The sequence below is a fragment of the Mesorhizobium sp. WSM1293 genome (genome assembly GCF_000513875.1).
GTDB lineage: Bacteria > Pseudomonadota > Alphaproteobacteria > Rhizobiales > Rhizobiaceae > Mesorhizobium > Mesorhizobium ciceri.
The window spans coordinates 73,930-96,966 of the sequence record NZ_AZUV01000020.1; the positions used below are offsets into that span (position 1 = coordinate 73,930).

At 63.0% G+C, this 23,037-nt stretch carries 18 protein-coding genes and 1 pseudogene; 11 read left to right on the plus strand and 8 right to left on the minus strand.

Translation table 11 applies throughout. The annotated features are described in order from the left end of the window. Positions 1–69 precede the first annotated feature (69 nt). Positions 70–669 carry a superoxide dismutase gene (locus tag M729_RS0123070; protein ID WP_013532667.1) on the minus strand — a complete coding sequence of 200 codons (600 nt, stop codon included), beginning with the start codon at positions 667–669 and terminating at the stop codon, positions 70–72. 106 nt (positions 670–775) lie between these two features. After that, positions 776–1,654: a branched-chain amino acid aminotransferase gene (locus tag M729_RS0123075; protein WP_024505546.1), complete on the minus strand. Its 879-nt coding sequence runs from the start codon at positions 1,652–1,654 to the stop codon at positions 776–778. Between the two features lie 157 nt (positions 1,655–1,811). Here M729_RS0123075 and M729_RS0123080 point away from each other — a divergent pair, with 157 nt between their 5' ends. Next, complete coding sequence (locus tag M729_RS0123080; RefSeq protein ID WP_024505547.1) at positions 1,812–2,474, plus strand: haloacid dehalogenase type II; 663 nt, start codon at positions 1,812–1,814, stop codon at positions 2,472–2,474. A 170-nt stretch (positions 2,475–2,644) separates the two neighbouring features. Continuing rightward, a complete protein-coding gene (locus M729_RS0123085; RefSeq protein WP_013532670.1) occupies positions 2,645–3,469 on the plus strand; it encodes a L,D-transpeptidase in 825 nt (274 codons plus the stop codon). A gap of 32 nt (positions 3,470–3,501) precedes the next feature. Here M729_RS0123085 and M729_RS0123090 read toward each other — a convergent pair whose 3' ends face one another. Beyond that, a complete protein-coding gene (locus M729_RS0123090; protein ID WP_013532671.1) occupies positions 3,502–5,049 on the minus strand; it encodes a helicase HerA-like C-terminal domain-containing protein in 1,548 nt (515 codons plus the stop codon). Between the two features lie 348 nt (positions 5,050–5,397). Between M729_RS0123090 and M729_RS0123095 the strand changes: the two genes are divergently transcribed. The 3 genes from M729_RS0123095 (at position 5,398) to M729_RS01000000135600 (ending at position 9,244) form a co-directional block, all read left to right on the plus strand. Continuing rightward, entirely contained in the window at positions 5,398–6,840 is a 1,443-nt protein-coding gene (locus M729_RS0123095) for a methylmalonyl-CoA mutase subunit beta (RefSeq protein WP_027162991.1), read from the plus strand. Next, on the plus strand, positions 6,837–8,960 hold the full coding sequence (scpA, locus tag M729_RS0123100; protein ID WP_013532673.1) for a methylmalonyl-CoA mutase: 2,124 nt from the start codon (positions 6,837–6,839) through the stop codon (positions 8,958–8,960). The genes M729_RS0123095 and scpA overlap by 4 nt, the downstream gene beginning before the upstream one ends. Before the next feature lie 131 nt (positions 8,961–9,091). After that, positions 9,092–9,244: a hypothetical protein gene (locus tag M729_RS01000000135600; protein ID WP_244514279.1), complete on the plus strand. Its 153-nt coding sequence runs from the start codon at positions 9,092–9,094 to the stop codon at positions 9,242–9,244. A 32-nt stretch (positions 9,245–9,276) separates the two neighbouring features. Here the strand turns inward: M729_RS01000000135600 and greA are convergent, their stop codons facing one another. Then, the gene (greA, locus tag M729_RS0123110; protein ID WP_013532674.1) at positions 9,277–9,750 is read right to left on the minus strand and encodes a transcription elongation factor GreA; all 474 of its coding nucleotides are present in this window, start codon (positions 9,748–9,750) and stop codon (positions 9,277–9,279) included. Between the two features lie 121 nt (positions 9,751–9,871). Here greA and M729_RS0123115 point away from each other — a divergent pair, with 121 nt between their 5' ends. After that, entirely contained in the window at positions 9,872–11,248 is a 1,377-nt protein-coding gene (locus M729_RS0123115) for a TIGR03808 family TAT-translocated repetitive protein (RefSeq protein WP_027162992.1), read from the plus strand. Here M729_RS0123115 and M729_RS0123120 read toward each other — a convergent pair. Together M729_RS0123120 and M729_RS0123125 are read right to left on the minus strand one after the other, a co-directional pair. Further along, entirely contained in the window at positions 11,241–12,245 is a 1,005-nt protein-coding gene (locus M729_RS0123120) for an asparaginase (protein WP_027162993.1), read from the minus strand. The two genes, M729_RS0123115 and M729_RS0123120, sit on opposite strands and share 8 nt — an antisense overlap. Positions 12,246–12,270: 25 nt before the next feature. Then, a complete protein-coding gene (locus tag M729_RS0123125; protein WP_027162994.1) occupies positions 12,271–13,437 on the minus strand; it encodes an acetyl-CoA acetyltransferase in 1,167 nt (388 codons plus the stop codon). A 203-nt stretch (positions 13,438–13,640) separates the two neighbouring features. On the opposite strand from M729_RS0123125, the gene betI reads away from it, so the two are divergent. The 5 genes from betI to betB are packed head-to-tail and all read left to right on the plus strand — an operon-like array spanning position 13,641 to position 19,924. Beyond that, positions 13,641–14,231, plus strand: coding sequence for a transcriptional regulator BetI (betI, locus tag M729_RS0123130; protein WP_013532678.1), 591 nt, complete (start codon positions 13,641–13,643; stop codon positions 14,229–14,231). Then, positions 14,228–15,757 carry a choline-sulfatase gene (betC, locus tag M729_RS0123135; RefSeq protein ID WP_027162995.1) on the plus strand — a complete coding sequence of 510 codons (1,530 nt, stop codon included), beginning with the start codon at positions 14,228–14,230 and terminating at the stop codon, positions 15,755–15,757. Before betI ends, betC begins: the two co-directional genes overlap by 4 nt. After that, positions 15,757–16,758 (plus strand): threonine/serine dehydratase, encoded by a 1,002-nt coding sequence (locus M729_RS0123140; protein WP_027162996.1) that lies wholly within the window; start codon positions 15,757–15,759, stop codon positions 16,756–16,758. Before betC ends, M729_RS0123140 begins: the two co-directional genes overlap by 1 nt. Then, complete coding sequence (betA, locus tag M729_RS0123145) at positions 16,751–18,403, plus strand: choline dehydrogenase (protein WP_013532681.1); 1,653 nt, start codon at positions 16,751–16,753, stop codon at positions 18,401–18,403. The genes M729_RS0123140 and betA overlap by 8 nt, the downstream gene beginning before the upstream one ends. A gap of 57 nt (positions 18,404–18,460) precedes the next feature. Next, on the plus strand, positions 18,461–19,924 hold the full coding sequence (gene betB, locus M729_RS0123150; protein ID WP_013532682.1) for a betaine-aldehyde dehydrogenase: 1,464 nt from the start codon (positions 18,461–18,463) through the stop codon (positions 19,922–19,924). A 9-nt stretch (positions 19,925–19,933) separates the two neighbouring features. Here betB and M729_RS0123155 read toward each other — a convergent pair whose 3' ends face one another. Next, entirely contained in the window at positions 19,934–22,174 is a 2,241-nt protein-coding gene (locus M729_RS0123155; RefSeq protein WP_027162997.1) for a mannose-1-phosphate guanylyltransferase/mannose-6-phosphate isomerase, read from the minus strand. 11 nt (positions 22,175–22,185) lie between these two features. Then, positions 22,186–23,037: pseudogene (locus tag M729_RS0123160) on the minus strand (phosphomannomutase/phosphoglucomutase); the annotation flags it as partial.

Genomic DNA, 23,037 nt, shown 5'->3' on the forward strand with positions numbered 1-23,037 from the left:
CCGGACCTTTGCTCTTGCGGGACGCAGAAAAGAAAAGCCCCGGGTGATACCGGGGCTTCTGGAAATCGATCACTTCGCCTTTTCGTACAATTCCAGGACATGGTCCCAGTTGATCAGGCTGTCGACGAACGCCTCGAGATATTTCGGCCGGGCGTTGCGGTAGTCGATGTAGTAGGAGTGCTCCCAGACATCGACGCCGAGGATCGGCGACGCGCCATGGACGAGCGGGTTTTCGCCGTTCGGTGTCTTGGAGATCGCCAGCTTGCCATCCTTGACCGAGACCCAGGCCCAGCCGGAGCCGAACTGTGTCGTGCCAGCGGCAATGAAGTCGGCCTTGAACTTGTCGTAGCCGCCGAGATCGCTATCGACTGCCTTCTGCAAGGCGCCCGGCAGCTTGTTGCCGCCGCCGCCTTTCTTCATCCACTTCCAGAAATGGATGTGGTTGTAATGCTGGGCGGCATTGTTGAAGAGGCCGGCATTCTTGCCGAACGACTGCTTGACCACCTCTTCGACCGACAGATCGCCCAAGCCGGCCTCGGCGGCGAGTTTGTTGCCGTTATCGACATACGCCTTGTGGTGCTTGTCGTGGTGATATTCCAGCGTCTCTTTCGACATGTAAGGCTGCAAGGCCTCATAGTCGTAAGGCAGAGCGGGCAATTCAAAGGCCATGGATAGTACTCCCTCGTGGAAAAATCCGGTGTCGATACCGGAGTAAGATAGGTCTGGAATGGGTTGGGACAACTCCGGATGAAGCGTCGATCGCCTTTTTATCCGCTCAAACAGCAGAAGTCGAATGCGCCCAATCCCAATAGAGTTCGCGCGCTTTTTTGGCCACCGGCCCGGGTTGCAGATTGCGATCCTCGATGCGCGTGATCGGCACCACCTTGGAATGGTTCCCGGTCGAAAAAATTTCGTCTGCTTCGAGGAAATCGCGCACCGACAGCGTCTTTTCCGTGGTCCTGAAGCCATATTCGCCGAGCAGCGCTATCGTGCGCGAGCGGGTGATGCCGGACAGGAAGGTGCCGTTCGGCGCAGGCGTAAAGACGTGGCCATCCTTGACCAGGAAGATGTTCGAGGTTCCGGTCTCGGCGACGTTGCCCAGCATATCGAGCACCATTGCGTTGTCGAAGCCGCGCATCTTGGCTTCGAGAATGGCCCTACCGTTGTTGGGGTAAAGGCAGCCGGCCTTGGCGTTGGTCGGCATGGTTTCAATGGTCGGACGCCGGAACGGCGACACGGTCACCGAAAAGCCAGTCGCCGGAATCATCGGTGATTCATAGAGGCAAAGGCAAAAGCGCGTCGAGGCGGGATCGGCCGGCACGCCCATATAGCCGCCATGCTCGGCCCAGTACATCGGCCTGATATAGACCGCCGTCTTGCCGTCGAACTTCTTCAACCCATCCCATGTCAGCCCGACGATCTTGTCAGCGCTCATGTTCGGCTTCAGGCCGAGCGCAATCGCCGAGGAATTCACCCTGGCTGCGTGGAAGTCGAGATCCGGCGCCACGCCTTCGAACCAGCGGCCGCCGTCAAAAACGCTGGTGCCGAGCCACATGGCGTGGCTGCGCGGCCCCAGAATGGCGACGTTGCCTTCGTGCCAATCACCATCGACGAAAGTCCATGTCGTGGATTGCGCCGCAGCCGCCAGTGTCATCGTGTCGTCCCATCTCAATCGGTCTCGTGTGACAGCCATTGGAAGATGCTTTGGCGGGCGCCGTCAACCGGCATCATGGAGTTTTGTTGAGGCCAGTGCCGGGGCGCAATGCAATCAAAGCTTGCACCTTGTCGCGCCTGCCCTCAAAACTGCTGTCATGCAATACGCCGCCTATGTCTTCGACGCCTATGGCACGCTTTTCGACGTGCATGCCGCCGTGCGCCGTCATGCCGACCGGATCGGGCCGGACGGCCAATTGTTGTCCGAGATCTGGCGCGCCAAACAGCTCGAATATTCCTGGGTGCGCACGCTGATGGGCGCCTATGCCGATTTCTGGCAACTGACCGAACAGGCGCTCGATTTCGCCTTGCGCAAGGTTCCCTCGGCCGACCCCGGTCTCAAGGCGATATTGCTGGATGCCTATTGGCGGCTCGATTGCTATCCGGAAGTGCCGGCCGTGCTCAAGGCGCTCAAGGCTTCGGGAGCGAGGCTGGCGATCCTGTCCAACGGCTCGCCCGAAATGCTGCAGGCGGCGGTCAAATCCGCCGCGCTCGACCAGGTTCTGGACGATATCTATTCCGTCGATACGGTGCGGCGCTTCAAGACCGATCCCGCGGTCTACGACATGGTCGCCACCGGCTGGCGCCTCTACCCCGGCGCGGTTTCCTTCCAGTCGTCCAATCGCTGGGACATTGCAGGCGCCACCAAATTCGGCTTTCGCACGGTGTGGATCAACCGCTCCAACCAGCCCGAAGAATACCGGGACTTCCCACCGGCCCTGATCCTGCCGTCGCTCGAAGCCCTTGTGCCCGGCAGCTAAGAGACCTGTGTCTCTGGCGCCACAGTAGCAGCCTGGTCACAGCTTCGCCTTTGTTTGCCCACGTTCGGGCCAGAATCGGAACCGCCTATCGCCCCAGGTGTTGTCAGGCACCCGCGTAACTGTCGGCGAATTCACGCTTTGTTGCGATTTGAGACTTAAAGAAGGCAACCATGTCCATAACCGAAATCGAATCTTTTCGCCTGAGCCGTCGCGGCTTTCTCAATGCCGCAGCCCTGGGCGCCGCTTCGATCGCGGTTTCCGCATGCGCCACCACCGGGCCGGGTCCGGTCGAGCCGCCGCCACCAACCTATGTCGAGCCGCCTCTGGCGGACTATGTGACGATGTATGCAGCAGTCAGCGACGGCGGCTTCGATTTGCCGGCCATCCCAGTCGACAAGATCGATCCGCAATTCCTGCGTCAGATCGTTCCCGACCCGACGGGACAGAAACCGGGAACCATAGTCGTCGATACGACCGGCCACTTCCTTTATCTGGTTCGTCCAGGCGGTCAGGCGATACGCTACGGTGTCGGCCTTGGCCGCGCCGGCTTCGAATGGTCTGGCGACGCCGTCGTTCAGTGGAAGCAGAAATGGCCAAAGTGGACGCCGCCGGACGAAATGATAGCCCGCCAGCCGGAACTGAAACCCTACAGTGCCGACAATGGCGGCATGCCCGGCGGCCTGAAGAACCCGCTCGGTGCACGCGCGCTCTATCTGTTCCAGGGCAATGTCGACACGCTCTACCGTCTGCACGGCTCGCCGGAGTGGCGCTCGATCGGCAAGTCGGTGTCGTCAGGCTGCGTGCGTCTGATGAACCAGGACATTATCGACCTCTATGATCGCGTGCCTTCGAAGACGCCGGTCATCGTGACCAGCGACGCCAGCCAACCCATGGTGGCGACGGCAAACCGACAGGCGATCCCGATCGATGCCGGCGTGCCGGACGGTTCGGTGCTGCTTGGACCGGTCAAGGCGATCACGAATTCGATTTTCTGAGCTGACTAGGCAGCGGCGCCCACTGCCTCCAGTCACCGCCCGCGCGACAAGCTCCCCAGAATGCCGCGCACGATTGCCCGACCGACCGAGGAGCCGACCGAGCGCACCACCGACTTGATCGCCGCCTCTGCGACCGTCTGGCGGTTGGACGGGCGCGGTGCAGATGTGCGCCTGCCACCGGATTGCGGCGCGGGATCGTCATTGCCGAAGCCCGGAATGGTCCAGCGCGAGCCGCCGCTGCCGGCCTGCTGGGCCTGCTCTTCGGCATCCTGCGCGTCCTTGGCCTTTTTCTGCAGCATTTCGAAAGCCGATTCGCGATCGACGGCCTGATCGTACTGGCCGGCGACCGGGCTTTCCTGGATCAGCTTTTGCCGCTCAGCGGCCGTTATGGGCCCAAGCCGCGAGGATGGCGGGCGGATCAGTGTCCGCTGCACCATGGACGGAACACCCTTGGCTTCCAACGTCGAGACCAGCGCCTCGCCAGTGGCAAGCTGTGTAATGGCGGTCATGCAGTCGAAATCGGGATTTGGCCGGAACGTTTCGGCCGCCGTCCGGACTGCCTGCTGCTCGCGCGGTGTATAGGCGCGCAGCGCGTGCTGGACGCGATTGCCGAGCTGGGCCAGGACTTTTTCAGGGATATCCAAAGGGTTCTGGGTGACGAAATAGACGCCGACGCCTTTCGAGCGGATCAGTCGGACGACCTGCTCGACGCGATCGATGAGCACCTTGGGTGCTTCGTCGAACAGAAGATGCGCCTCGTCGAAGAAGAACACCAGCTTCGGCTTGTCGGGGTCGCCGACTTCCGGCAGCACCTCGAACAGCTCCGACATCAGCCATAGCAGGAAGGTCGCGTAGAGCCGCGGATTCATCATCAGCTTGTCGGCGGCAAGCACGCTGATGGCGCCGCGTCCGTCGCGGGTGGTGCGCATGATATCGGCGATACGCAGTGCCGGTTCGCCGAAGAAGTTTGCGGCCCCCTGCTGTTCGAGGACCAGCAGCGTGCGCTGAATAGCCCCGACCGATGGCTTCGTCACGTTGCCATAGCGTGAGCCGATCTCGTCGGCGCGCTCGGCGATGTTGGCGAGCAGCGCCTGCAGGTCCTTCATGTCGAGCAGCAGCAGACCTTCCTCATCCGCCAGGCGGAAGGCGATGTTCATGATGCCTTCCTGCGCCTCGGTCAGGTTCATCAGGCGCGACAGCAACAACGGCCCCATTTCCGAGACCGTGGCGCGGATCGGATGACCCTGCTCGCCGAACAAGTCCCAGAAGATAACGGGAAATTCCTGGAAGTCATACGGATCGAGCTTGACCTGTTCGGCCCGCTTGACGAGGAAATCCTGTGCCGTGCCCATCATCGCGATGCCCGACAGATCACCCTTGATGTCCGCGCAGAACACCGGCACGCCGGCGTTGGAAAATCCTTCGGCCAGGATCTGCAAGGTGACGGTCTTGCCGGTGCCGGTGGCGCCGGTCACCAGGCCGTGACGATTCCCATATCGCAGCAACAACTGCTCGGCACGCTGATAGCTGTCGTCGGGCTTTCGGCTGGCGCCGATGAAAATACTGGTCTCGTCAGCCATATGTCCGGTCTCCGCAAACTGATGTGTCTAAAGCCAGTGGCCTTGCCGCAGGTATAGTGAGGCCATTGCACAGCGACAATGCCATTCGTCCAAATCGGGGCCATTCGTCCAAATCGGGGCCATTCGTCCAAATCCGGGCCATTCGCCCAAATCGGCCCCATTCGTTCAGATCGGGTTTTTGGAGCTTGCGGATTTTGCCGCTGTTTGGCAATCGTCGTCCACGCGGACTGACCTATATCTGATGGATCGAATCCGGTCTCTGAAAGCGCATTGCATTGCGATATCGGACCGGGGACCGTAGACTGAACCGCTCCCGGCTGGTGCGGCCGCATGAAACGAGGAGGACGGATGGGCGCCGGAGCCTTGATCCAGGACGTGGAATCCGAGAACGCCGAGCGTCAGCGATGGCTCGCCTTGGCGGAAAAGGCATTGGCAGGCGCTTCCTTCGAGGAAAAGCTGGTCTCGCACAGCGATGACAACATCCGTATCGAACCGCTCTACGACCGCAGCACCGCGGCGGAACCGATCGTGCGTACAAACCCGAAATCGCCATGGATCGTCAGCCAGCGCATCGACGATCCGGACATCGACCGTGCCAGAAGCCAAGCGCTGGAGGATGTTGCACAGGGTGCCACGGGATTGTCGCTGGTCTTCGAAGGGGCACCCAACGCGTTCGGCTACGGCTTGCCGAGAACGGCGGAGGCGCTGGAGGCAGTGCTGGACGGCATACCGCTCAACCGCATCCAGGTTCGCATCGACGCCCATCCCTGGAGCCGCGCCGTGGCCGACTGGTTGGTCGCGTTCCTGAGCAAGCGGCGATCGGACCCGGCAAAGCTCAACCTCTCCTTCGGCATCGATCCAGCGGCGATCTTCGCGGGAACCGGTCGGCTGCGCATGTCGATCGAGGCGCTGCAGGCCTCTATGCCACAGTCGCTGGCGCACTTCTTCGCGATGGGCGTTCCGGGCGTGCTGCTGGAAGCGGACGGGCGCGTGTTCCACAATGCCGGCGCCACGGAAGCGCAGGAACTTGGCATCATGCTGGCTTCGGCTGTCTCCTATCTCAGAATGTTCGAGACGGCGCGGCAGCCGCTTGTCTATGCCGCACCCCATATCGGTTTTGCGCTCAGCGTCGACCAGGACCAGTTGCTGTCGACGGCCAAGATGCGAGCACTGCGCAGGCTATGGGCGCGGGTGCAGGATGCTTGTTCGATCCCGACATCCACCGCCAATATCCATGCCGAGACGTCGTTTCGCATGATGACGGCGATGGATCCGGAGACCAACATCCTGCGCACCACCATTGCATGCTTTGCCGCGGCGTGCGGCGGCGCCGATTCGATCTCCATCCTGCCGCACACGATCGCGCATGGTCTGCCGGCGGGTTTTGCCCGTCGTGTTGCCCGCAACACGCAGCTGATCATGGCCAATGAAAGCCATATCGATCATGTCACCGATCCCGCCTATGGTTCCGGCGCCGTCGAGGCGTTGACCGCGGAGTTGTGCGAGTTGGCGTGGACGGAATTGCAGACGATCGAAGCCGAGGGCGGTGTCCTGTCCAGCCTTCAGGACGGACGCATCCAGAAGCGCGTCCACGCAGCTGCGGAGCAGCGCAATGCAGCCTACCGCACAGGCCAACGGGCCATCATCGGCACCACGCTCTATCCATCGAAAGACGAACGTCCGGTCGAGACGCTGGCGGCGGAACGGCGGCCGGCCTTCACCGAAGGCGTTGCCGTCTGCGAGGCGCTGTTTCCAGTCCGCATCGACCAATCGATCGGAGCCGGCTCTTGATCCCGGACTTCGGCCAAATCGGCTGGGTCCCGCCACGCCGCGCTCCCGTCGAGGTCAAAGGCCAGCGGACCACGCCGGAAGGGCTCGTCGCCAAGCATCTGTACAATCAAAGCGACCTCAAGGGGTTGCCGCATCTCGACACCTATCCCGGCCTGCCGCCCTTCGTGCGCGGCCCCTACCCGACCATGTATGTCCAGCAGCCCTGGACGATCCGGCAATATGCCGGCTTCTCGACCGCCGAAGAATCCAACGCATTTTACCGACGCAACCTTGCCGCTGGTCAAAAGGGCCTGTCGGTCGCCTTCGATCTCGCCACGCATCGCGGCTATGACAGCGATCATCCGCGCGTTGCCGGCGATGTCGGCATGGCTGGCGTCGCCATCGATTCCATTCTCGACATGCGGCAGCTCTTCGACGGCATTCCGCTCGGCGAGATGACGGTATCGATGACGATGAACGGCGCGGTGCTGCCGATCATGGCGCTCTACATTGTAGCGGCGGAAGAACAGGGCGTTGCGCAGAAAGATCTCGCCGGCACCATTCAGAACGACATTCTAAAGGAGTTCATGGTCCGCAACACCTACATCTATCCGCCAAAGCCCTCGATGCGGATCGTGTCGGACATCTTCTCGTACACATCGAAGAACATGCCGAAGTTCAATTCGATATCGATCTCCGGCTATCACATGCAGGAGGCCGGCGCGACGGCCGACCTTGAACTCGCCTATACGATCGCCGATGGCATCGAGTATGCCCGCGCCGGCGTCGCGGCGGGCCTCGACATCGACCGCTTTGCGCCGCGCCTGTCCTTCTTCTGGGCCATCGGCATGAATTTCTTCATGGAAGTCGCCAAGCTGCGGGCCGCGCGCCTGTTGTGGGCGACCCTGATGCAGAAGAATTTTTCGCCGAAGGACGAGCGCTCGTTGTCGCTGCGCACCCATTGCCAGACTTCTGGCTGGTCGCTGACGGCGCAGGATCCCTACAACAACATTGTCCGCACCATGATCGAGGCAATGGCTGCAACGCAGGGCCACACCCAATCGCTGCACACCAATTCCTTCGACGAGGCGATGGCGCTGCCGACCGACCATTCGGCGCGGATCGCCCGCAACACCCAGCTCATCCTGCAAAAGGAATCCGGCACCACGCGCATCATCGACCCGTGGGGCGGTTCGGCCTATCTTGAACGGCTGACGCATGATCTGGCGGCGCGCGCTCTTGCCCATATCGAGGAGGTCGAGGCGCTCGGCGGCATGGCGGCGGCGACCGAACAGGGCATTCCCAAGCTGCGCATCGAGGAGGCTGCCGCGCGCACGCAGGCGCGGATCGATTCCGGCGAGCAGATGCTGGTCGGCGTCAACGCCCATCGGCCCGAGACCGACATCGAGGTCGACGTGCTGAAGATCGACAATGCCGAGGTCAGGGCCCGGCAATTGTCGAAGCTGCAACGGCTGAAGGGCACGCGCGATGTCGCCGCCGTCGAAAGCGCACTCGATGCGCTGACCCGTGCCGCGCAAGGCAATGAAAACCTGCTGGAATTCGCCATCCGAGCCGCGCGCGCCAATGCAACGGTCGGCGAGATTTCATTCGCGTTGGAAAGGGCGTTTGGGCGCCACGTCGCTACGGTGCAGACCATTTCCGGCATCTATCGCAAGGCGCTTGGCGATCATCCCGTGGTCGACGGGCTGCAGGACAAGCTTGACGCCTTCGAGAAGAAGACCGGCGGCAAGCCGCGCATTCTCGTCGCCAAGATGGGCCAGGACGGCCACGACCGTGGCCAGAAGGTCATCGCTACGGCCTTCGCCGATCTCGGCTTCGACGTCACCGTCGGCGCGATGTTCCAGACACCGGATGAGATCGCCAGGCTGGCGGTCGCACAGGACGTCCACATCGTCGGCGCCTCGTCGCTGGCGGCGGGACATCTGACGCTGATCCCGGAACTGCGCGACGCGCTTAAAAAGCTCGGCCGCGGCGACATGCTGATCGTCGCCGGCGGCGTCATCCCACCGCAGGACTATGACGCGGTGCGGCAAGCCGGCGCTGCGGAAATCTTCCCGCCGGGCACAGTCATTCCAGAGGCAGCGGATCGCCTGCTGGACCGGCTGCTGGCCACGGACTAGGACTGCCGCATCTCTGAAAAGGTTGTGCTAGACTGACACTGCAACCAAGGTGCGGTAACCGTGAAGACGACCATCCACAAGCTCGACGACGGATCAGATGCCCTGATCTTGCCACGGGAATGCTGGACAGCTTGAATCTGCAATCGGGCGATCAGCTCCAGATCATCGAAACTGATCACGGCATCATTTTAAGACCGGTGGCCGACAGGTTCGAACGGCAGATGAAGGCCGCGCGCGAGGTCATGGACAAATATCGGGTCGGGCTTCAGAAACTCGCCAAATGACGCGCCAATCAGTGCGGCGGATTTGAGACGTCCTAGCTCTCGGAGAGCTTGACGATTTCCCATTCCTTGCCGTTGACGCTGGCCAAGTCGCCGATCTTCTTGCCGAACAGGGCGACAGCCATTGGCGAAACATGCGAAATGCTGCCCTTGGTGGGATCAGCCTCGTCCTCGCCGACGATCTTCCAATGCACCTTCTTGCCGTCATCGCTCTCGATCGTGACGCCCATGCCGAAGCGCACAACGTCACTGCCCGGCTCCGGCACCGAGAGTTCGGCGCTTTCGCGCCGGGCGGTCCAGTAACGCAGATCGCGCGACACGACCGCTATGCGCTCGCGGTCGGCTTTGCGTTCGGCCTTCGCCAGTATGTCGCGCAGATCGGCCAGATTTTCCTCGATCTGCGCCAGGCCGCGTTCCGTCACCAGATTGCGATGCTGGCTGACCGGCCGCTCACCGACACCGGCGATGGCATTTTCGCTGTCTTCCTCGCGGGTGAAAGCTCTGCTCATTTCCTGAACTTAGGCCCGCAGAGGCTGCTCGACAAGCCATTGTCGTTTCCGTCCAGAGGAGAGGCAAACCGTCTGGCACGATTCCTGCGACGCCAAGGTTGAACGCTGGGATTCTGTGCCGATGTTGAACAGACGAACGCTGCTGACTGGAACCGCCGGCTTTGCCGTCATGGGCCTTGCGCTCGGCAAGGCGGTAGCCGCAAGCTTGAGCGGCATCGAGAAAGCCTCGATGCGCGGCTCGATCAATGCCACCGAACTCGGCGTGCAGCCCGGCACATCAGACGATCAGAGCAAGGCCTTCGCCAAACTGCTGCGTGACGCAAACAGCCGCGACATGCCGGTGTTCCTGCCGCCCGGCACCTATGTCGTCTCCAATCTTTCGCTGCCCGGCCGCGTACGTCTTTCCGGCGTGCCGGGCGCGACGCGCATCGTTTACGGCGGTGACGGCCACCTGTTCATGGCCGAACAGGCCGACCATATCGAACTGAGCGGACTGGTCTTCGATGGTGCGAACCGCGCGATGGGCGATTACCCGCAAGGGCTGCTCGATCTGCGCCGTGTCGCGCACCTCGCCATCGACAATTGCCAGATCACCGGCAGCGGCAAGAACGGGCTGGCGCTGGAACACGCGATCGGCCGGATCGAGCGCTGTGAGATATCGGGCGCCGCCGATGCCGGCATCTATTCGGTCGAAGCCGGCGGGCTGGCCATCACGGGCAACACCGTTTCCGACTGCGCCAATGGCGGCATCCTCGTACACCGCTGGCAGTTGGCCGAAGACGGCACCATGGTCACCGGCAACCGCGTCCAAGGGATCCAGGCACGCAGCGGCGGAACCGGGCAGAACGGCAACGGCATCAATGCCTTTCGCGCCGGCAATGTCGTCATCTCGGGCAACATCGTCTCGGACTGCGCCTTCTCGGCCATCCGCGCCAACAGCGCCAGCAACCTGCAGATATCGGGCAACACCTGCTCGCGCTCTGGCGAAACGGCGATCTATTCCGAGTTCTCGTTCGAAGGCGCCATCATCAGCAACAACATCGTCGACGGCGCCGCCAACGGCATCTCGATCGTCAATTTCAACGAAGGCGGCCGCATGGGCGTCTGTTCCGGCAACATCGTGCGCAATCTGTCGACCAGCGGCCCCTACCCCGCCGACTCGCCGGGATTTGGCGTCGGCATCGGCGTTGAGGCCGACACCACCGTTTCTAACAATGTCATCGAGAACGCGCCACTCTATGGCATGCAGATCGGCTGGGGCCCGTACCTGCGCAATGTCGTCGCCACCGGCAACATCATCCGCAAGGCAGGAACCGGGATCGTCGTATCCGTGGTCGAGGGCGCCGGTACGGCCGTCATTTCAGACAATGTCATCGACGGCGCGCTGAACGGTGCGGTTGTCGGCCAGCGCTGGGCGGAGCCCGCGACAGGCGATCTCGCCTCGTCAAACGGTAGCGGTTACGCGCATCTGACCGTCGAGCGCAATCACGTCACTTGAGAGTTGCCGTCGGCCTCAGCGCTCCGACTTTGGCACCGTTGCGATTTTCGATGGGCGTGTTTGCCAATTCGAGCAGCTTCGCCGCCAAGGCCTCGTCGGCACGCAACAGTTTGGCAAGGACGGCGGCAACCATGGCTTCGCCGGCGCGGCCGGCGCCATCATCGCATTTGAGTGCGATGCCGAGGCCAAGTTCCGGAATTGCGGCACAATGGACGCCTTCGGCGCCGCCCTTCGTGAAAATCCGTCCTGGTGCGGCCTCCATCAACGCGACGTCTTCGCGGCCGCTACCGGAAACGAAGAAGGGTTCGGCCATGCAGGCGGAAAGCAGCCGCTTTGCAGCCTTGGCTCGCTCTGGGCCAAAACCTGATGTCGTGGCCATGCGGGCAAAGCCGAGCGCGAAGCTCCTGAGCGGCACCGCGTAGGTCGGGATCGAACAGCCGTCGATGGCACGCTGGTCCTCACCATGGACAGCGCCCGTCACCGACTGCATGGCGTCGCGCACCATGTCCTGCAGGCCGTGTCCCGGCTTGACATAGCCGCGATGCGCAATGCCGGCGTGGACGCAGGTGCAGAGGAAGCCGGAATGTTTGCCGGAACAATTGTTGTGCAAGGCGTTCGGCGAGCCGCCGGCGCGGGCGAGCGCAATCTCGGCGTCATGATTGGACGGCCAATGCGTGCCGCATTCGAGCCCTGATCCGTCCAGCCCAGCCTTGGCCAGCATGGATCGCGCAAGGTCGACATGTGCCGGCTCGCCCGAGTGGGAGGCGCAGGCGAGCGCCAGTTCGCGGTTGCCGAAACCATAGGCATCCGCCGCCCCGCTTTCGACCAACGGCAAGGCCTGGATCGCCTTGACCGCCGAGCGCGGAAACACCGGCTTGGCCGTATCGCCGATCTCCCACACGGGCTTGCCGTCGCCATCGAAGACCGCGACTGAGCCGCGATGCGCGCTCTCGACGATCGCGCCGCGCAAGACTTCGATCAAAACCGGATTTGTCATGTCACCTCCCGCAAATGCGGGCGGTTTATCTGATCCGGTCGAGAATGGAAACGTAGTTGGCGACCGCCGCACCGCCCATATTGAAGATGCCGCCCAGTTTTGCGCCCGGCACCTGGATGCCGCCGGCCTCACCGACAAGCTGCATGGCGGTCAAGACATGCATGGACACGCCAGTGGCGCCGATCGGATGGCCTTTGGCCTTCAGCCCGCCGGATGGATTGACCGGCAGGCGACCATCCTTGGCCGTTGTGCCGTCCAACGCCAGCTTCGCCCCCTCTCCCGGCTTGGCAAGGCCCATCGCCTCGTACTCGATCAGTTCGGCAATGGTGAAGCAGTCATGCGTTTCGACGAAGGACAGATCGTCGAGCGTCACGCCGGCCGATTTCAGCGCCCGGTTCCAGGCCTGCTCGCAGCCTTCGAAGGTCAGAATGTCGCGCTTCGACATCGGCAGGAAATCCTGCACATGTTCGTTGGCGCGGAAGGCAACGGCACGGCGCATCTTCAGCGCCGTGGCGGTGTCGGCAAGGATAAGGGCGGCGGCGCCGTCGGAGACCAGCGAGCAGTCGGTGCGCTTCAGAGGACCGGCAACGAAGGGGTTCTTCTCGCTCTCCTGGCGGCAGAACTCGTAGCCGAAATCCTTGCGCATCTGCGCATAGGGATTGTCGACGCCGTTCTTGTGGTTCTTGGCGGCAATCATGGCCAGCGCATCCGACTGATCGCCATAACGCTGGAAATAGGCCTGCGCGATCTTGCCGAAGACGCCGGCGAAACCCGCGGGTGTCTCGCCGTCCTCGGGCAGATAGGACGCCTTGAGCAGGTTTTTGCCGATCTCCGGCCCCGGCGTCGTCGTCATCTGCTCCGCGCCGACCACCAGCACGATGCGAGCGGCATTCGCGTCGATGGCGCGGATGCCTTGGCGGACCGCCGCCGATCCGGTGGCGCAAGCGTTCTCGACACGCGTCGCCGGCTTGAAGCGCAGCCGGTCGTCGGCCTGAAGCACCAGACTGGCGGTGAAATCCTGCGCCGAAAAACCGGCGTTGAAGTGGCCGAGCACGATCTCGTCGACCTCGTCGGGACCGATGCCGGCATGGTCGAGCGCGTCCGTTGCCACCTTGACGATGAGGTTTTCGAGCGTTTCGCCCTCAAGCTTGCCGAAGCGCGAATGCGCCCATCCGACGATGCATGCGGTCATGGCGGTCTCCATCCTTGGCGCCGGCCTGGCATGTCGGCTCACGGCGCATTTCGCATCTATTGTTCAAAGATAAACAATCATGCCGGTTTCGTGAAGGGCTGGAGGCGTACAATCGCTTGGTACAGCCGAGATCGGGGCCGATTTTTTTGTTGATTGACGCGTCAATAAAAAATAATCCTGTTTTCTCAAAGGATCATGGCGAGATGCCGAAAATCGGAATGGAACCGCTGCGCCGCAAGGCGCTGATCGACGCGACGATCTCGGCGATCGGCGAGCGCGGTTCGCTCGACGTGACCATGTCCGAGATCGCCGGACGCGCCGGCGTGTCGTCCGCCCTTGCCCATCATTATTTTGGTGCCAAGGACGAGCTGCTCTTGGCGACGATGCGGCACATACTGGCGGAGCTTACAGCCGATACGTTGCGCGCCCTTGGCTCGGCCAATAGCGCGCGCGAAAGGGTCTCGGCGGTGGTCGCTGTCAATTTCTCCGACATCCAGTTCCAGCCGGAAACCATCGCCGCCTGGCTCGCCTTCTATGTCGAGGCGCAGAAATCATCGGCCTTGCGCCGGCTGCTCAAGGTCTACGCGCGGCGGCTGCACTCGAACCTGATGAGCGGGCTGACCGGGATCTTGCCCAGAGCCGAAGCCGACCGCGCCGCCGAAGCGACCGCGGCGATGATCGACGGGCTCTACATCAGGCGGGCGCTGAAAGACGGCGTGCCCGATGCCGCGACCGCGATCGCGCTGGTCGAGGACTATCTCGAAACCAAACTTGGCGAGCGGCGCAAACAGTGACAATGAAGCCAACCAATTTCCTGATCGTCATGGTCGACCAGCTCAACGGAATCCTGTTTCCGGACGGACCGGCGGAGTTTCTGCATACACCGCATCTGAAAGCGTTGGCCGCGCGTTCGGCGCGCTTTGCCAACAACTACACGGCCTCGCCGCTCTGCGCGCCGGGCCGTGCCTCGTTCATGAGCGGGCAATTGCCGTCGCGCACCGGCGTCTATGACAATGCCGCCGAATTCGCCTCATCGATCCCGACCTTTGCCCATCATTTGCGCGCCGCCGGCTACTACACCTGCCTGTCGGGCAAGATGCATTTCGTGGGGCCGGACCAGTTGCATGGTTTCGAGGAGCGGCTGACGACCGACATTTATCCAGCCGATTTCGGCTGGACGCCGGATTACCGCAAGCCCGGCGAGCGTATCGACTGGTGGTATCACAATCTGGGCTCGGTGACCGGTGCAGGCGTCGCCGAGATCACCAACCAGATGGAGTATGACGACGAGGTCGTGTTCCTGGCCGCGCAGAAGCTCTATCAGCTTTCGCGCGAACAGGACGATGCGAACCATCGGCCTTGGTGCCTCACTGTCTCGCTGTCGCATCCGCACGATCCCTATGTCGCGCGCAAGCAGTATTGGGATCTCTATGAGCATTGCCAGGCGCTGGACCCGGAAACCGGGTTCATCGCGTATGACCAGCAGGATACGCATTCCCGGCGGCTGTACCACGCCAGTGACTACCCCTCTTTCGAGATCACACCGGAGCAGGTGCGTCGTTCGCGGCAGGGCTATTTCGCCAACATCTCCTATGTCGACGACAAGCTTGGCGAGATCCTGGACGTTCTCGAGCGCACCCGCATGGCCGACGACACAATCATCCTGTTCTGCTCGGATCACGGCGACATGCTCGGCGAGCGCGGCCTGTGGTTCAAGATGAGCTTCTTCGAGGGTTCGGCGCGGGTGCCGCTGATGATCGCCGGCAAGGACATTCCTGCCGGGCTGATCGAGACGCCGGTCTCCAATCTCGATGTGGCGCCGACGCTTTGCGATCTCGCCGGCATCGACATCGCTGCGATCGCGCCGTGGACCGATGGCCAGTCGCTGCTGCCGCTCACCGAGGGCATCGAGCGCACCGCACCGGTGTTGATGGAGTATGCGGCCGAAGGGTCCAACGCGCCGTTGGTGGCGATCCGCGACGGCAGATACAAATTCGTCCACTGCGAGCTCGATCCGCCGCAACTGTTCGATCTCGAAGCCGATCCGCTCGAACGGGACAATCTGGCCGACGACGCGGCCAATGCGGGCTTGGTGGCGGCATTCATGGACAAGGTCCAGACACGCTGGGACATGGCCGGCTTCGACGCCGCTGTCCGCGAAAGCCAGGCGCGCCGCTGGGTCGTCTATCCGGCGCTGCGCAACGGCGCCTATTACCCCTGGGATTTCCAGCCCCTGCAAAAGGCGTCCGAGCGCTACATGCGCAATCACATGAACCTCGACAATCTCGAAGAGAGCAAACGGTATCCGCGAGGCGAATGATGTCAGACCTTCTCGTCCCCTCCCTTGACCATCTCAAGCAGGCCTATGCCGTCACCTCCAGGGCGACGCAGATCACGCCGCTGCTGGAATCGACGGCACTAGCCCGCGAGACCGGCGCCGCCCGCGTCTTCATCAAGCCGGAATCGCTGCAATGGGCCGGCTCATTCAAGGTGCGCGGCGCCTATTGGCGCCTGAAGCAGCTTTCAGTTGACGAAGCGAAGAAGGGCGTCGTCGCCTACTCCTCCGGCAATTTCGCGCAAGGGCTGGCGGCTGCCGGCCAGGCGCTTGGCATTCCCGTCACCATCGTCATGCCGATCGACGCACCGGCCGCCAAGCGTGATGCCACGGCGGGCTATGGCGCCCGCGTCGTGCTGACCGACCATGGCGAGCGCGCGCGGGAGGAAGTCGCCGCCGCCAAGGCGCGCGAGATCGCCGAGACAGAGGGCCTGGCGCTGCTGCATCCATTCGACGATCCGGAGATCGTCGCCGGCCAGGCGGGCGCCGGCCTCGAAGCGCTTGACCAACTCGAAGCCAAAGGTGCCAGCGCCGACCTCTTGTTCTGCTCGGTCGGTGGCGGCGGGTTGATCGGCGGCGTTTCGCTTGCCTTCCATTATCTGTCGCCAGCGACAGAGATCATCGGCGTCGAGCCGGAAGGTTTCAATGGCATGGGCTCGTCGCTGGCGCATGGCGCTATCGAGACGATGCCGATCGGGCCGAAATCGATCTGCGACGGGTTGATGTCACGACGGCCGGGCGATGCTCCGTTTGCCGCGGTCAAGACGGCGGGTGTTCACGGCATCACCGTCGACGACCAATCGGTGCGGCGCGCGATGCGGATCGCCTTCGAGCGCATGAAGCTGGTGCTCGAACCGTCGGGGGCGGCGTCGATCGCGGCATTGCTCGGCGGCAAGGTGGATGTGAAGGACAAGACCGTCCTTGTTGTGGCTACCGGCGGCAATGTCTCGCTCGCCGATTTCATGGCGCATATGAACCATGCTTGAAGCGGATTTCGTCATCATCGGCTCCGGCTCGGCCGGCTCGGCCATGGCCTATCGCCTGTCGGAAGACGGCAAGCATTCGGTCATCGTCATCGAATTCGGCGGCAGCGATATCGGGCCGCTGATCCAGATGCCGTCGGCGCTGTCGATCCCTCTCAACATGAGCCTCTACGACTGGGGCTTTGCCAGCGAGCCGGAGCCGCATCTCGGCGGCCGTGTGCTGGCGACACCGCGCGGCAAGGTTATCGGCGGCTCGTCCTCGATCAACGGCATGGTCTATGTGCGCGGCCACGCCCGCGACTTCGACCATTGGGCCGAAGAGGGTGCGGCCGGCTGGGGCTTCGCCGACGTGCTCCCCTATTTCAAGCGCATGGAGGATTCGGATGGCGGCGAAGATGGCTGGCGCGGGCACGGCGGCCCGCTGCATGTGCAGCGCGGCTCGCGTAAAAATCCGCTCTATGGTGCCTTTGTCGAGGCTGGCCGCCAGGCCGGGTTCGAACTGACGGAGGACTATAACGGTTCCAAGCAGGAAGGTTTTGGGCCGATGGAGCAGACCATCAGCGGCGGCCGCCGATGGTCGGCGGCATCAGCCTATCTGAAGCCGGCGCTGAAGCGCAAAAACGTCAGTCTGGTCAAGGGCTTTGCGCGGCGGGTGATCATCGAGAATCAGCGCGCCATCGGCGTCGAGATCGAAGCTCACAAACAGATTCAGGTCGTTAAGGCGCGACGTGAGGTGATCGTCGCCGCATCTTCGATCAATTCGCCCAAGATCCTGATGCTGTCCGGCATCGGTCCGGCCGAGCATCTGCGCGAAAACGGCATTCCGGTGGTGGCCGACAGGCCCGGCGTCGGCCGCAACCTGCAGGACCATATGGAGCTCTACATCCAGCAGGAATCATTGCTGCCGATCACGCTCAATTCGGTGCTGAATCCGTTCTCGAAAGCGCTCATCGGGGCGCAGTGGCTGTTCCTCAAGAACGGGCTAGGCGCCACCAACCATTTCGAAGCGGCGGCCTTCGTGCGATCGCGTGCCGGCGTCGACTACCCCGACATCCAGTACCATTTCATCCCCGCGGCAGTCCGCTATGACGGCAAGGCGGCGGCCAAATCGCACGGCTTCCAGGCGCATGTCGGACCGATGCGCTCGAAGTCGCGGGGGTCGGTGACGCTGCGCTCACCGGACCCGAAATCGAAACCGATGATCCACTTCAACTACATGTCGCATCCGGACGACTGGGCGGAGTTCCGCCACTGCATCCGGCTGACGCGCGAGATCTTCGGCCAGTCGGCGTTCGATCCCTATCGGGGCAAGGAGATATCGCCGGGCAGCCACGTGCAATCGGACGACGATCTCGACATCTTCATCCGGGATCACGCCGAGAGCGCCTACCATCCTTGCGGCACCTGCAAGATGGGCCGCGCCGACGACGTGATGAGCGTCGTCGATCCGGAGTGCCGGGTCATCGGCGTCGAAGGATTGCGGGTCGCCGATTCCTCGATCTTCCCGCGCGTCACCAACGGCAATCTCAATGCGCCGTCGATCATGACCGGCGAGAAGGCATCCGATCACATCCTTGGCCGCACGCCGCTGGCGCCGTCCAACCAGGAACCATGGATCAATCCGCGCTGGCAGGCGTCGGACAGATAGAGCATGATCGTGTGACTGCACGATCCGCATGCCGCGAAAGACAATCTGGAGACTTCCATGCGCGCTCAGCCCACGGCATCGCACTATGTCAACGGACGCTACATCGAGGACGAAGGCGGCGCGCCGCTGCCGGTCATCTATCCGGCAACCGGCGAGACCATCGCCATGCTGCGTTCGGCAACGCCGAACGTGCTGGAACTCGCCGTCGAGGCCGCGCGAGCGGCGCAGCCCGCCTGGGCGCGGCTGAAGCCGGTCGAGCGCGGGCGCATCCTGCGCCGCGCCGCCGACATATTGCGCGCCCGCAACGCCGACCTCGCTCGCATCGAGACGCTGGACACCGGCAAGGCGATCCAGGAAACGTTGGTGGCGGATGCGCCCTCGGCTGCGGACTGCCTTGAATATTTCGGCGGTGCCGTTGCCGCCTACAATGGCGAGTCGGTCGATCTCGGCGGACCCTTCGCCTATACAAGGCGCGAAGCGCTCGGCGTCTGTGTCGGCATCGGCGCATGGAACTACCCGATCCAGATCGCCGGCTGGAAATCGGCACCGGCGCTCGCCATGGGCAATGCCATGGTGTTCAAGCCGTCGGAAAACACGCCGCTGTCGGCGCTGGCACTGGCCGAGATCTACAGCGAAGCGGGGCTACCCGACGGCTTGTTCAACGTTGTGCAGGGCTATGGCGATGTCGGCGCCGGGCTTGTCGGCCACGATGTCGTCGCCAAGGTCTCGGTGACCGGTTCGGTGCCGACCGGCCGCAAGGTGCTGTCGCTTGCCGGCTCGAAGATGAAGCACGCGACGATGGAACTCGGGGGCAAGTCGCCGCTGATCGTGTTCGACGATGCCGACATCGAGAACGCCATTGGCGGCGCCATGCTCGGCAATTTCTATTCGACCGGACAGATCTGCTCCAACGGCACGCGCGTCTTCGTGCAGAGCGGCATCCACGACCGCTTTGTCGACCGTCTGATAGAGCGGACCAAGAAAATCCGCATCGGCGACCCGCTCGATCCCGAAACCCAGATGGGACCGCTGGTCTCCAAGGCGCAGCACGACAAGGTGGCCGGCTATATCGAGATCGGCAAGCAGGATGGAGCGACGCTTGCTTGCGGCGGCAATGTGCCTTCGCTGCAGGGCTTTCAGGGCGGCTTCTTCGTCGAGCCGACGGTGTTCACCGGCGTGACCGATGGCATGCGCATCGCCCGTGAAGAAATTTTCGGACCAGTGATGAGCGTGTTGAAATTCGACGGCGAGGACGAGGTGATCGACCGCGCCAACGACACCGAATTCGGCCTCGCTGCCGGCGTCTTCACGCGCGACCTGCCGCGCGCCCACCGCGTCATCGCCGAACTGCAGGCCGGCACCTGCTGGATCAACGCATATAATCTGACGCCGGTGGAAATCCCGTTCGGCGGCTTCAAACAGTCAGGCATCGGACGTGAGAATTCACTGGCCGCACTGGCGCTCTATTCGCAGCTGAAGTCGATCTATGTCGAGACGGGTGACGTGGCGAGCCCGTACTGATCCAGCCCTCTACGCCTTCAGGTCGGCCGTGCTGTCCAGATATTGCGTCAGCGCACAGACCAGATGATAGAAGATGCTGGCTGGCACATCGGTCGCCAGCGAGCGGCCGCGTTCGTCGATGCGGTCGATCCACAGTCCGAGCGGCGCCGGGTCGATGTGCCAGCGGAACAACCGGCCGACGCGCGCTTCGATCTCGGGCTTGAGATCGGGCCCGCCCGAACCATCCAGCGCGATCGCCGCCTTCACCGCTTCGGCCTGCGGCCAGCTGCGCGATATCAGGTCGAGCGGCAGGCCCTGTCGCGAGACGGCGCCATAGGCAAGGCCGGTGGCGCGGTTGAGGCCATTGGCGATGGCCGAGGCGTAGAGTTTCCTGGCAAAGCCGCTCAACTCGGCCTGGCCGCTGCGCCCAGCGAAATCGACCAGCAAAGAGGCCCATTCGAAATGGTGGCCAGGCTCGGTCCACGAGCCTTTCTCGCCGGCGGATGGTTTCCATTCGGCATCGAAATACTCGCCAAGCGTCCAGCTTTCCGGATCGAAGAAATGACTGCGGAAGAGGTCGATGATGCGCGCTGCGCGGCGCAGATGGGCGCGCTCGCCGGTCGCCTGGTGCCAGGCGAGGAAGGCCTCGAGCAGGTGCATATGCGGGTTGGAGCGGCGCTCGCCTTTGCCATCCGATGTCTCAAGGAAGCCGGTCATGCGGCTGTCTTCGAGATGCGCATCGAGAAAGGCGAAGGTTTCCTCGCCGAGGCGCAAAGCGTCGGGATTGCCAGACATATGCGCATGCGCCAGTGCCAGGAGCACGCAGGAATGATCGTAGGCATCCTCGGTGGCGTCGGCGACCGAACCGTCGACATTCAGCGTCCGAACCCAGCCGCCCTTGTCGGTGCGGCCCTTGCCGGCCATGAAGGCGATGCCATGGCTGATCAGCCGGTCGGCCGGACCGTCCCAGCCGCGCGCCCGGGCAACGGCGAAGGCATAGACCTGCCTTGCCATGGTGCGCATGCGCTTGGGCTTCATCAACGGCGAAGCGTCCAGGCCAAGCGCTTCGTGAAAGCCGCCATGGCGTTCGTCGACGCCCGATGTCGACCACAGCGGCAAAGTCTCCTGAAACAGCCAGTGATGCACGCGCCGCCGCCAGGCGCCGCTTTCGATGACGCGGTCATGCGCCGGCGTGAACCTGGTTTCCAGGCGACCCGATTTTTCGAGCTGCTCGACGATCTTCTTGACGTGCTGGCTGTGGCTGACCGGAGCGACGAAGGTGGCATCCGATGTCGAAACGATGGCGATGTCCTTCATGCCGATCGCCGACAGCAGGCGGCCGTCACTGCGAATGTAGGAATTCTCGCAATCGATGGCGACGACATCGCCGAGGATGACATTGCCCCGGTCGTCGGCGGGGCCGACATCGAGCAGCGACTGCCATGAGCCGAGATCGTTCCAGCGGAAGCCGGCCGGCACCATCGCGATGTCTTTTGCCCGCTCCATGATGGCGTAGTCGATCGAGTTCGACGGAATGGCGGCGTAGAGTTCTAGCGGCATGTAAAGGCCGGACAAATCCGATGTCGCTGCCTTGTAGGCTGCTTCGGTGGCCTGCCAGATATCCGGCTGGAACGCTATGAAGGCATCACGCATGGCGCTGGCGCGAAAAAGGAAGATACCGGTGTTCCAGTAGAAATTTCCGGCCTTGAGATAGCTTTGCGCAGTCGCAAGATCCGGCTTTTCGACGAAGCGCGACACGTCGAAGATGCCGCCGCTTTCGGCCGCAACCTCGATATAGCCGTAACCGGTCTCGGGCTGTGTCGGCCTGATGCCGAACACCACCAGCCGGCCGCTACGCGCTGCTTCGGTGCCGGCTTCGACGCTCTGCCAGAACTGGCGCGGGGTCGATATCTCATGGTCCGACGGCACCACCAGCACCAGGCTGTCGCCGAACTCGGACAGTGTGCGCAGCGTCGCCAGTGCGACGGCGGCGGCTGTGTTGCGCCCGGTCGGCTCGAACAGCGGCCCGCCGCCGGCGAGGTCGAGGCCGGCAAGATCGGCGTGAACGCGGTCGGCATGGCGCTCCGCGGCAATCAGGAAGATCGGCGTTTCGCCTTCCGGCCGGGCCGTCAGCCGGCGCAAGGTCTTGGCCAGCATCGAGCCGTCGCCGGACAGATCGTGGAACTGCTTGGGATTGTCCTCGCGCGACAGCGGCCACAACCGCGAGCCGACGCCGCCGCTCATGACAAAACTGACAATCCTCTCGGTCATTCAACTGCCATTCAAAAGGTCTGGTTGTAGGCGCCCACCTCGGGGCTGCGGCGCAGCACGGCGTCGACAGCCTCGAACATCTCCCGTCGACGCTGCGACGACACCGGGCTTTCGACGACCACGACCAGTTCCGGCTTGTTCGACGAGGCGCGCACCAGTCCCCAGGTGCCGTCTTCGGCGACAACGCGCGCACCGTTGACGGTGATGAGGTCGGCAATCTTCTGGCCCGCAAAAACCGTTCCATCCCGCTTCATGGCCTGAAAGTCGGCAACCACCCGCTCGACAACGCCATACTTCACATCGTCCGCGCAGTGCGACGACATGGTCGGCGTGCCGAAGGTCAGCGGCAGCGCGCGGTAGAGATCGGCCATCGAACTGCCGGGGCTGCGGTCCAGCATCTGGCAGATGGCGATGGCGGTGACCAGCCCATCGTCATAACCCCGCCCGACTGGCGGGTTGAAGAAGAAATGGCCCGACTTTTCGAAACCGGCGACGGCGCCAAGCTCGGCGACGCGGCGCTTGATGTAGGAGTGGCCGGTCTTCCAGTAGTCAGTGACGGCGCTGTTGGCGCGCAGCACGCAGTCTGTGTTGAACAGGCCGGTCGACTTGACGTCTACGACGAAGGTCGAGCCCGGATGCTGGCTGGAGATATCGCGCGCCAGCATCACACCGACCTTGTCGGCAAAAATCTCATTGCCCTCATTGTCGACGACGCCGCAGCGGTCGCCGTCACCGTCGAAGCCAAGGCCGACATCGGCTCCAGTCTCAAGCACCTTGTCCCTGATGGCATGCAGCATCTGCATATCCTCGGGATTGGGATTGTAGCGCGGAAAGGTGTGGTCGAGTTCGACATCGAGCGGGAT

Excerpts from the sequence above, each read along its gene's own strand:
- M729_RS0123125 (WP_027162994.1), bottom strand. The coding sequence starts at position 13,437 with ATGACCGCATGCATCGTCGGATGGGCGCATTCGCGCTTCGGCAAGCTT.
- M729_RS0123075 (WP_024505546.1), bottom strand. The coding sequence starts at position 1,654 with ATGACACTGGCGGCTGCGGCGCAATCCACGACATGGACTTTCGTCGAT.
- betA (WP_013532681.1), top strand. The coding sequence starts at position 16,751 with ATGCTTGAAGCGGATTTCGTCATCATCGGCTCCGGCTCGGCCGGCTCG.
- M729_RS0123090 (WP_013532671.1), bottom strand. The coding sequence starts at position 5,049 with ATGGCTGACGAGACCAGTATTTTCATCGGCGCCAGCCGAAAGCCCGAC.
- M729_RS0123070 (WP_013532667.1), bottom strand. The coding sequence starts at position 669 with ATGGCCTTTGAATTGCCCGCTCTGCCTTACGACTATGAGGCCTTGCAG.
- M729_RS0123140 (WP_027162996.1), top strand. The coding sequence starts at position 15,757 with ATGTCAGACCTTCTCGTCCCCTCCCTTGACCATCTCAAGCAGGCCTAT.
- M729_RS0123085 (WP_013532670.1), top strand. The coding sequence starts at position 2,645 with ATGTCCATAACCGAAATCGAATCTTTTCGCCTGAGCCGTCGCGGCTTT.
- M729_RS0123080 (WP_024505547.1), top strand. The coding sequence starts at position 1,812 with ATGCAATACGCCGCCTATGTCTTCGACGCCTATGGCACGCTTTTCGAC.
- betI (WP_013532678.1), top strand. The coding sequence starts at position 13,641 with ATGCCGAAAATCGGAATGGAACCGCTGCGCCGCAAGGCGCTGATCGAC.
- M729_RS0123155 (WP_027162997.1), bottom strand. The coding sequence starts at position 22,174 with ATGACCGAGAGGATTGTCAGTTTTGTCATGAGCGGCGGCGTCGGCTCG.
- M729_RS0123115 (WP_027162992.1), top strand. The coding sequence starts at position 9,872 with ATGTTGAACAGACGAACGCTGCTGACTGGAACCGCCGGCTTTGCCGTC.
- M729_RS0123095 (WP_027162991.1), top strand. The coding sequence starts at position 5,398 with ATGGGCGCCGGAGCCTTGATCCAGGACGTGGAATCCGAGAACGCCGAG.
- greA (WP_013532674.1), bottom strand. The coding sequence starts at position 9,750 with ATGAGCAGAGCTTTCACCCGCGAGGAAGACAGCGAAAATGCCATCGCC.
- M729_RS0123120 (WP_027162993.1), bottom strand. The coding sequence starts at position 12,245 with ATGACAAATCCGGTTTTGATCGAAGTCTTGCGCGGCGCGATCGTCGAG.
- betB (WP_013532682.1), top strand. The coding sequence starts at position 18,461 with ATGCGCGCTCAGCCCACGGCATCGCACTATGTCAACGGACGCTACATC.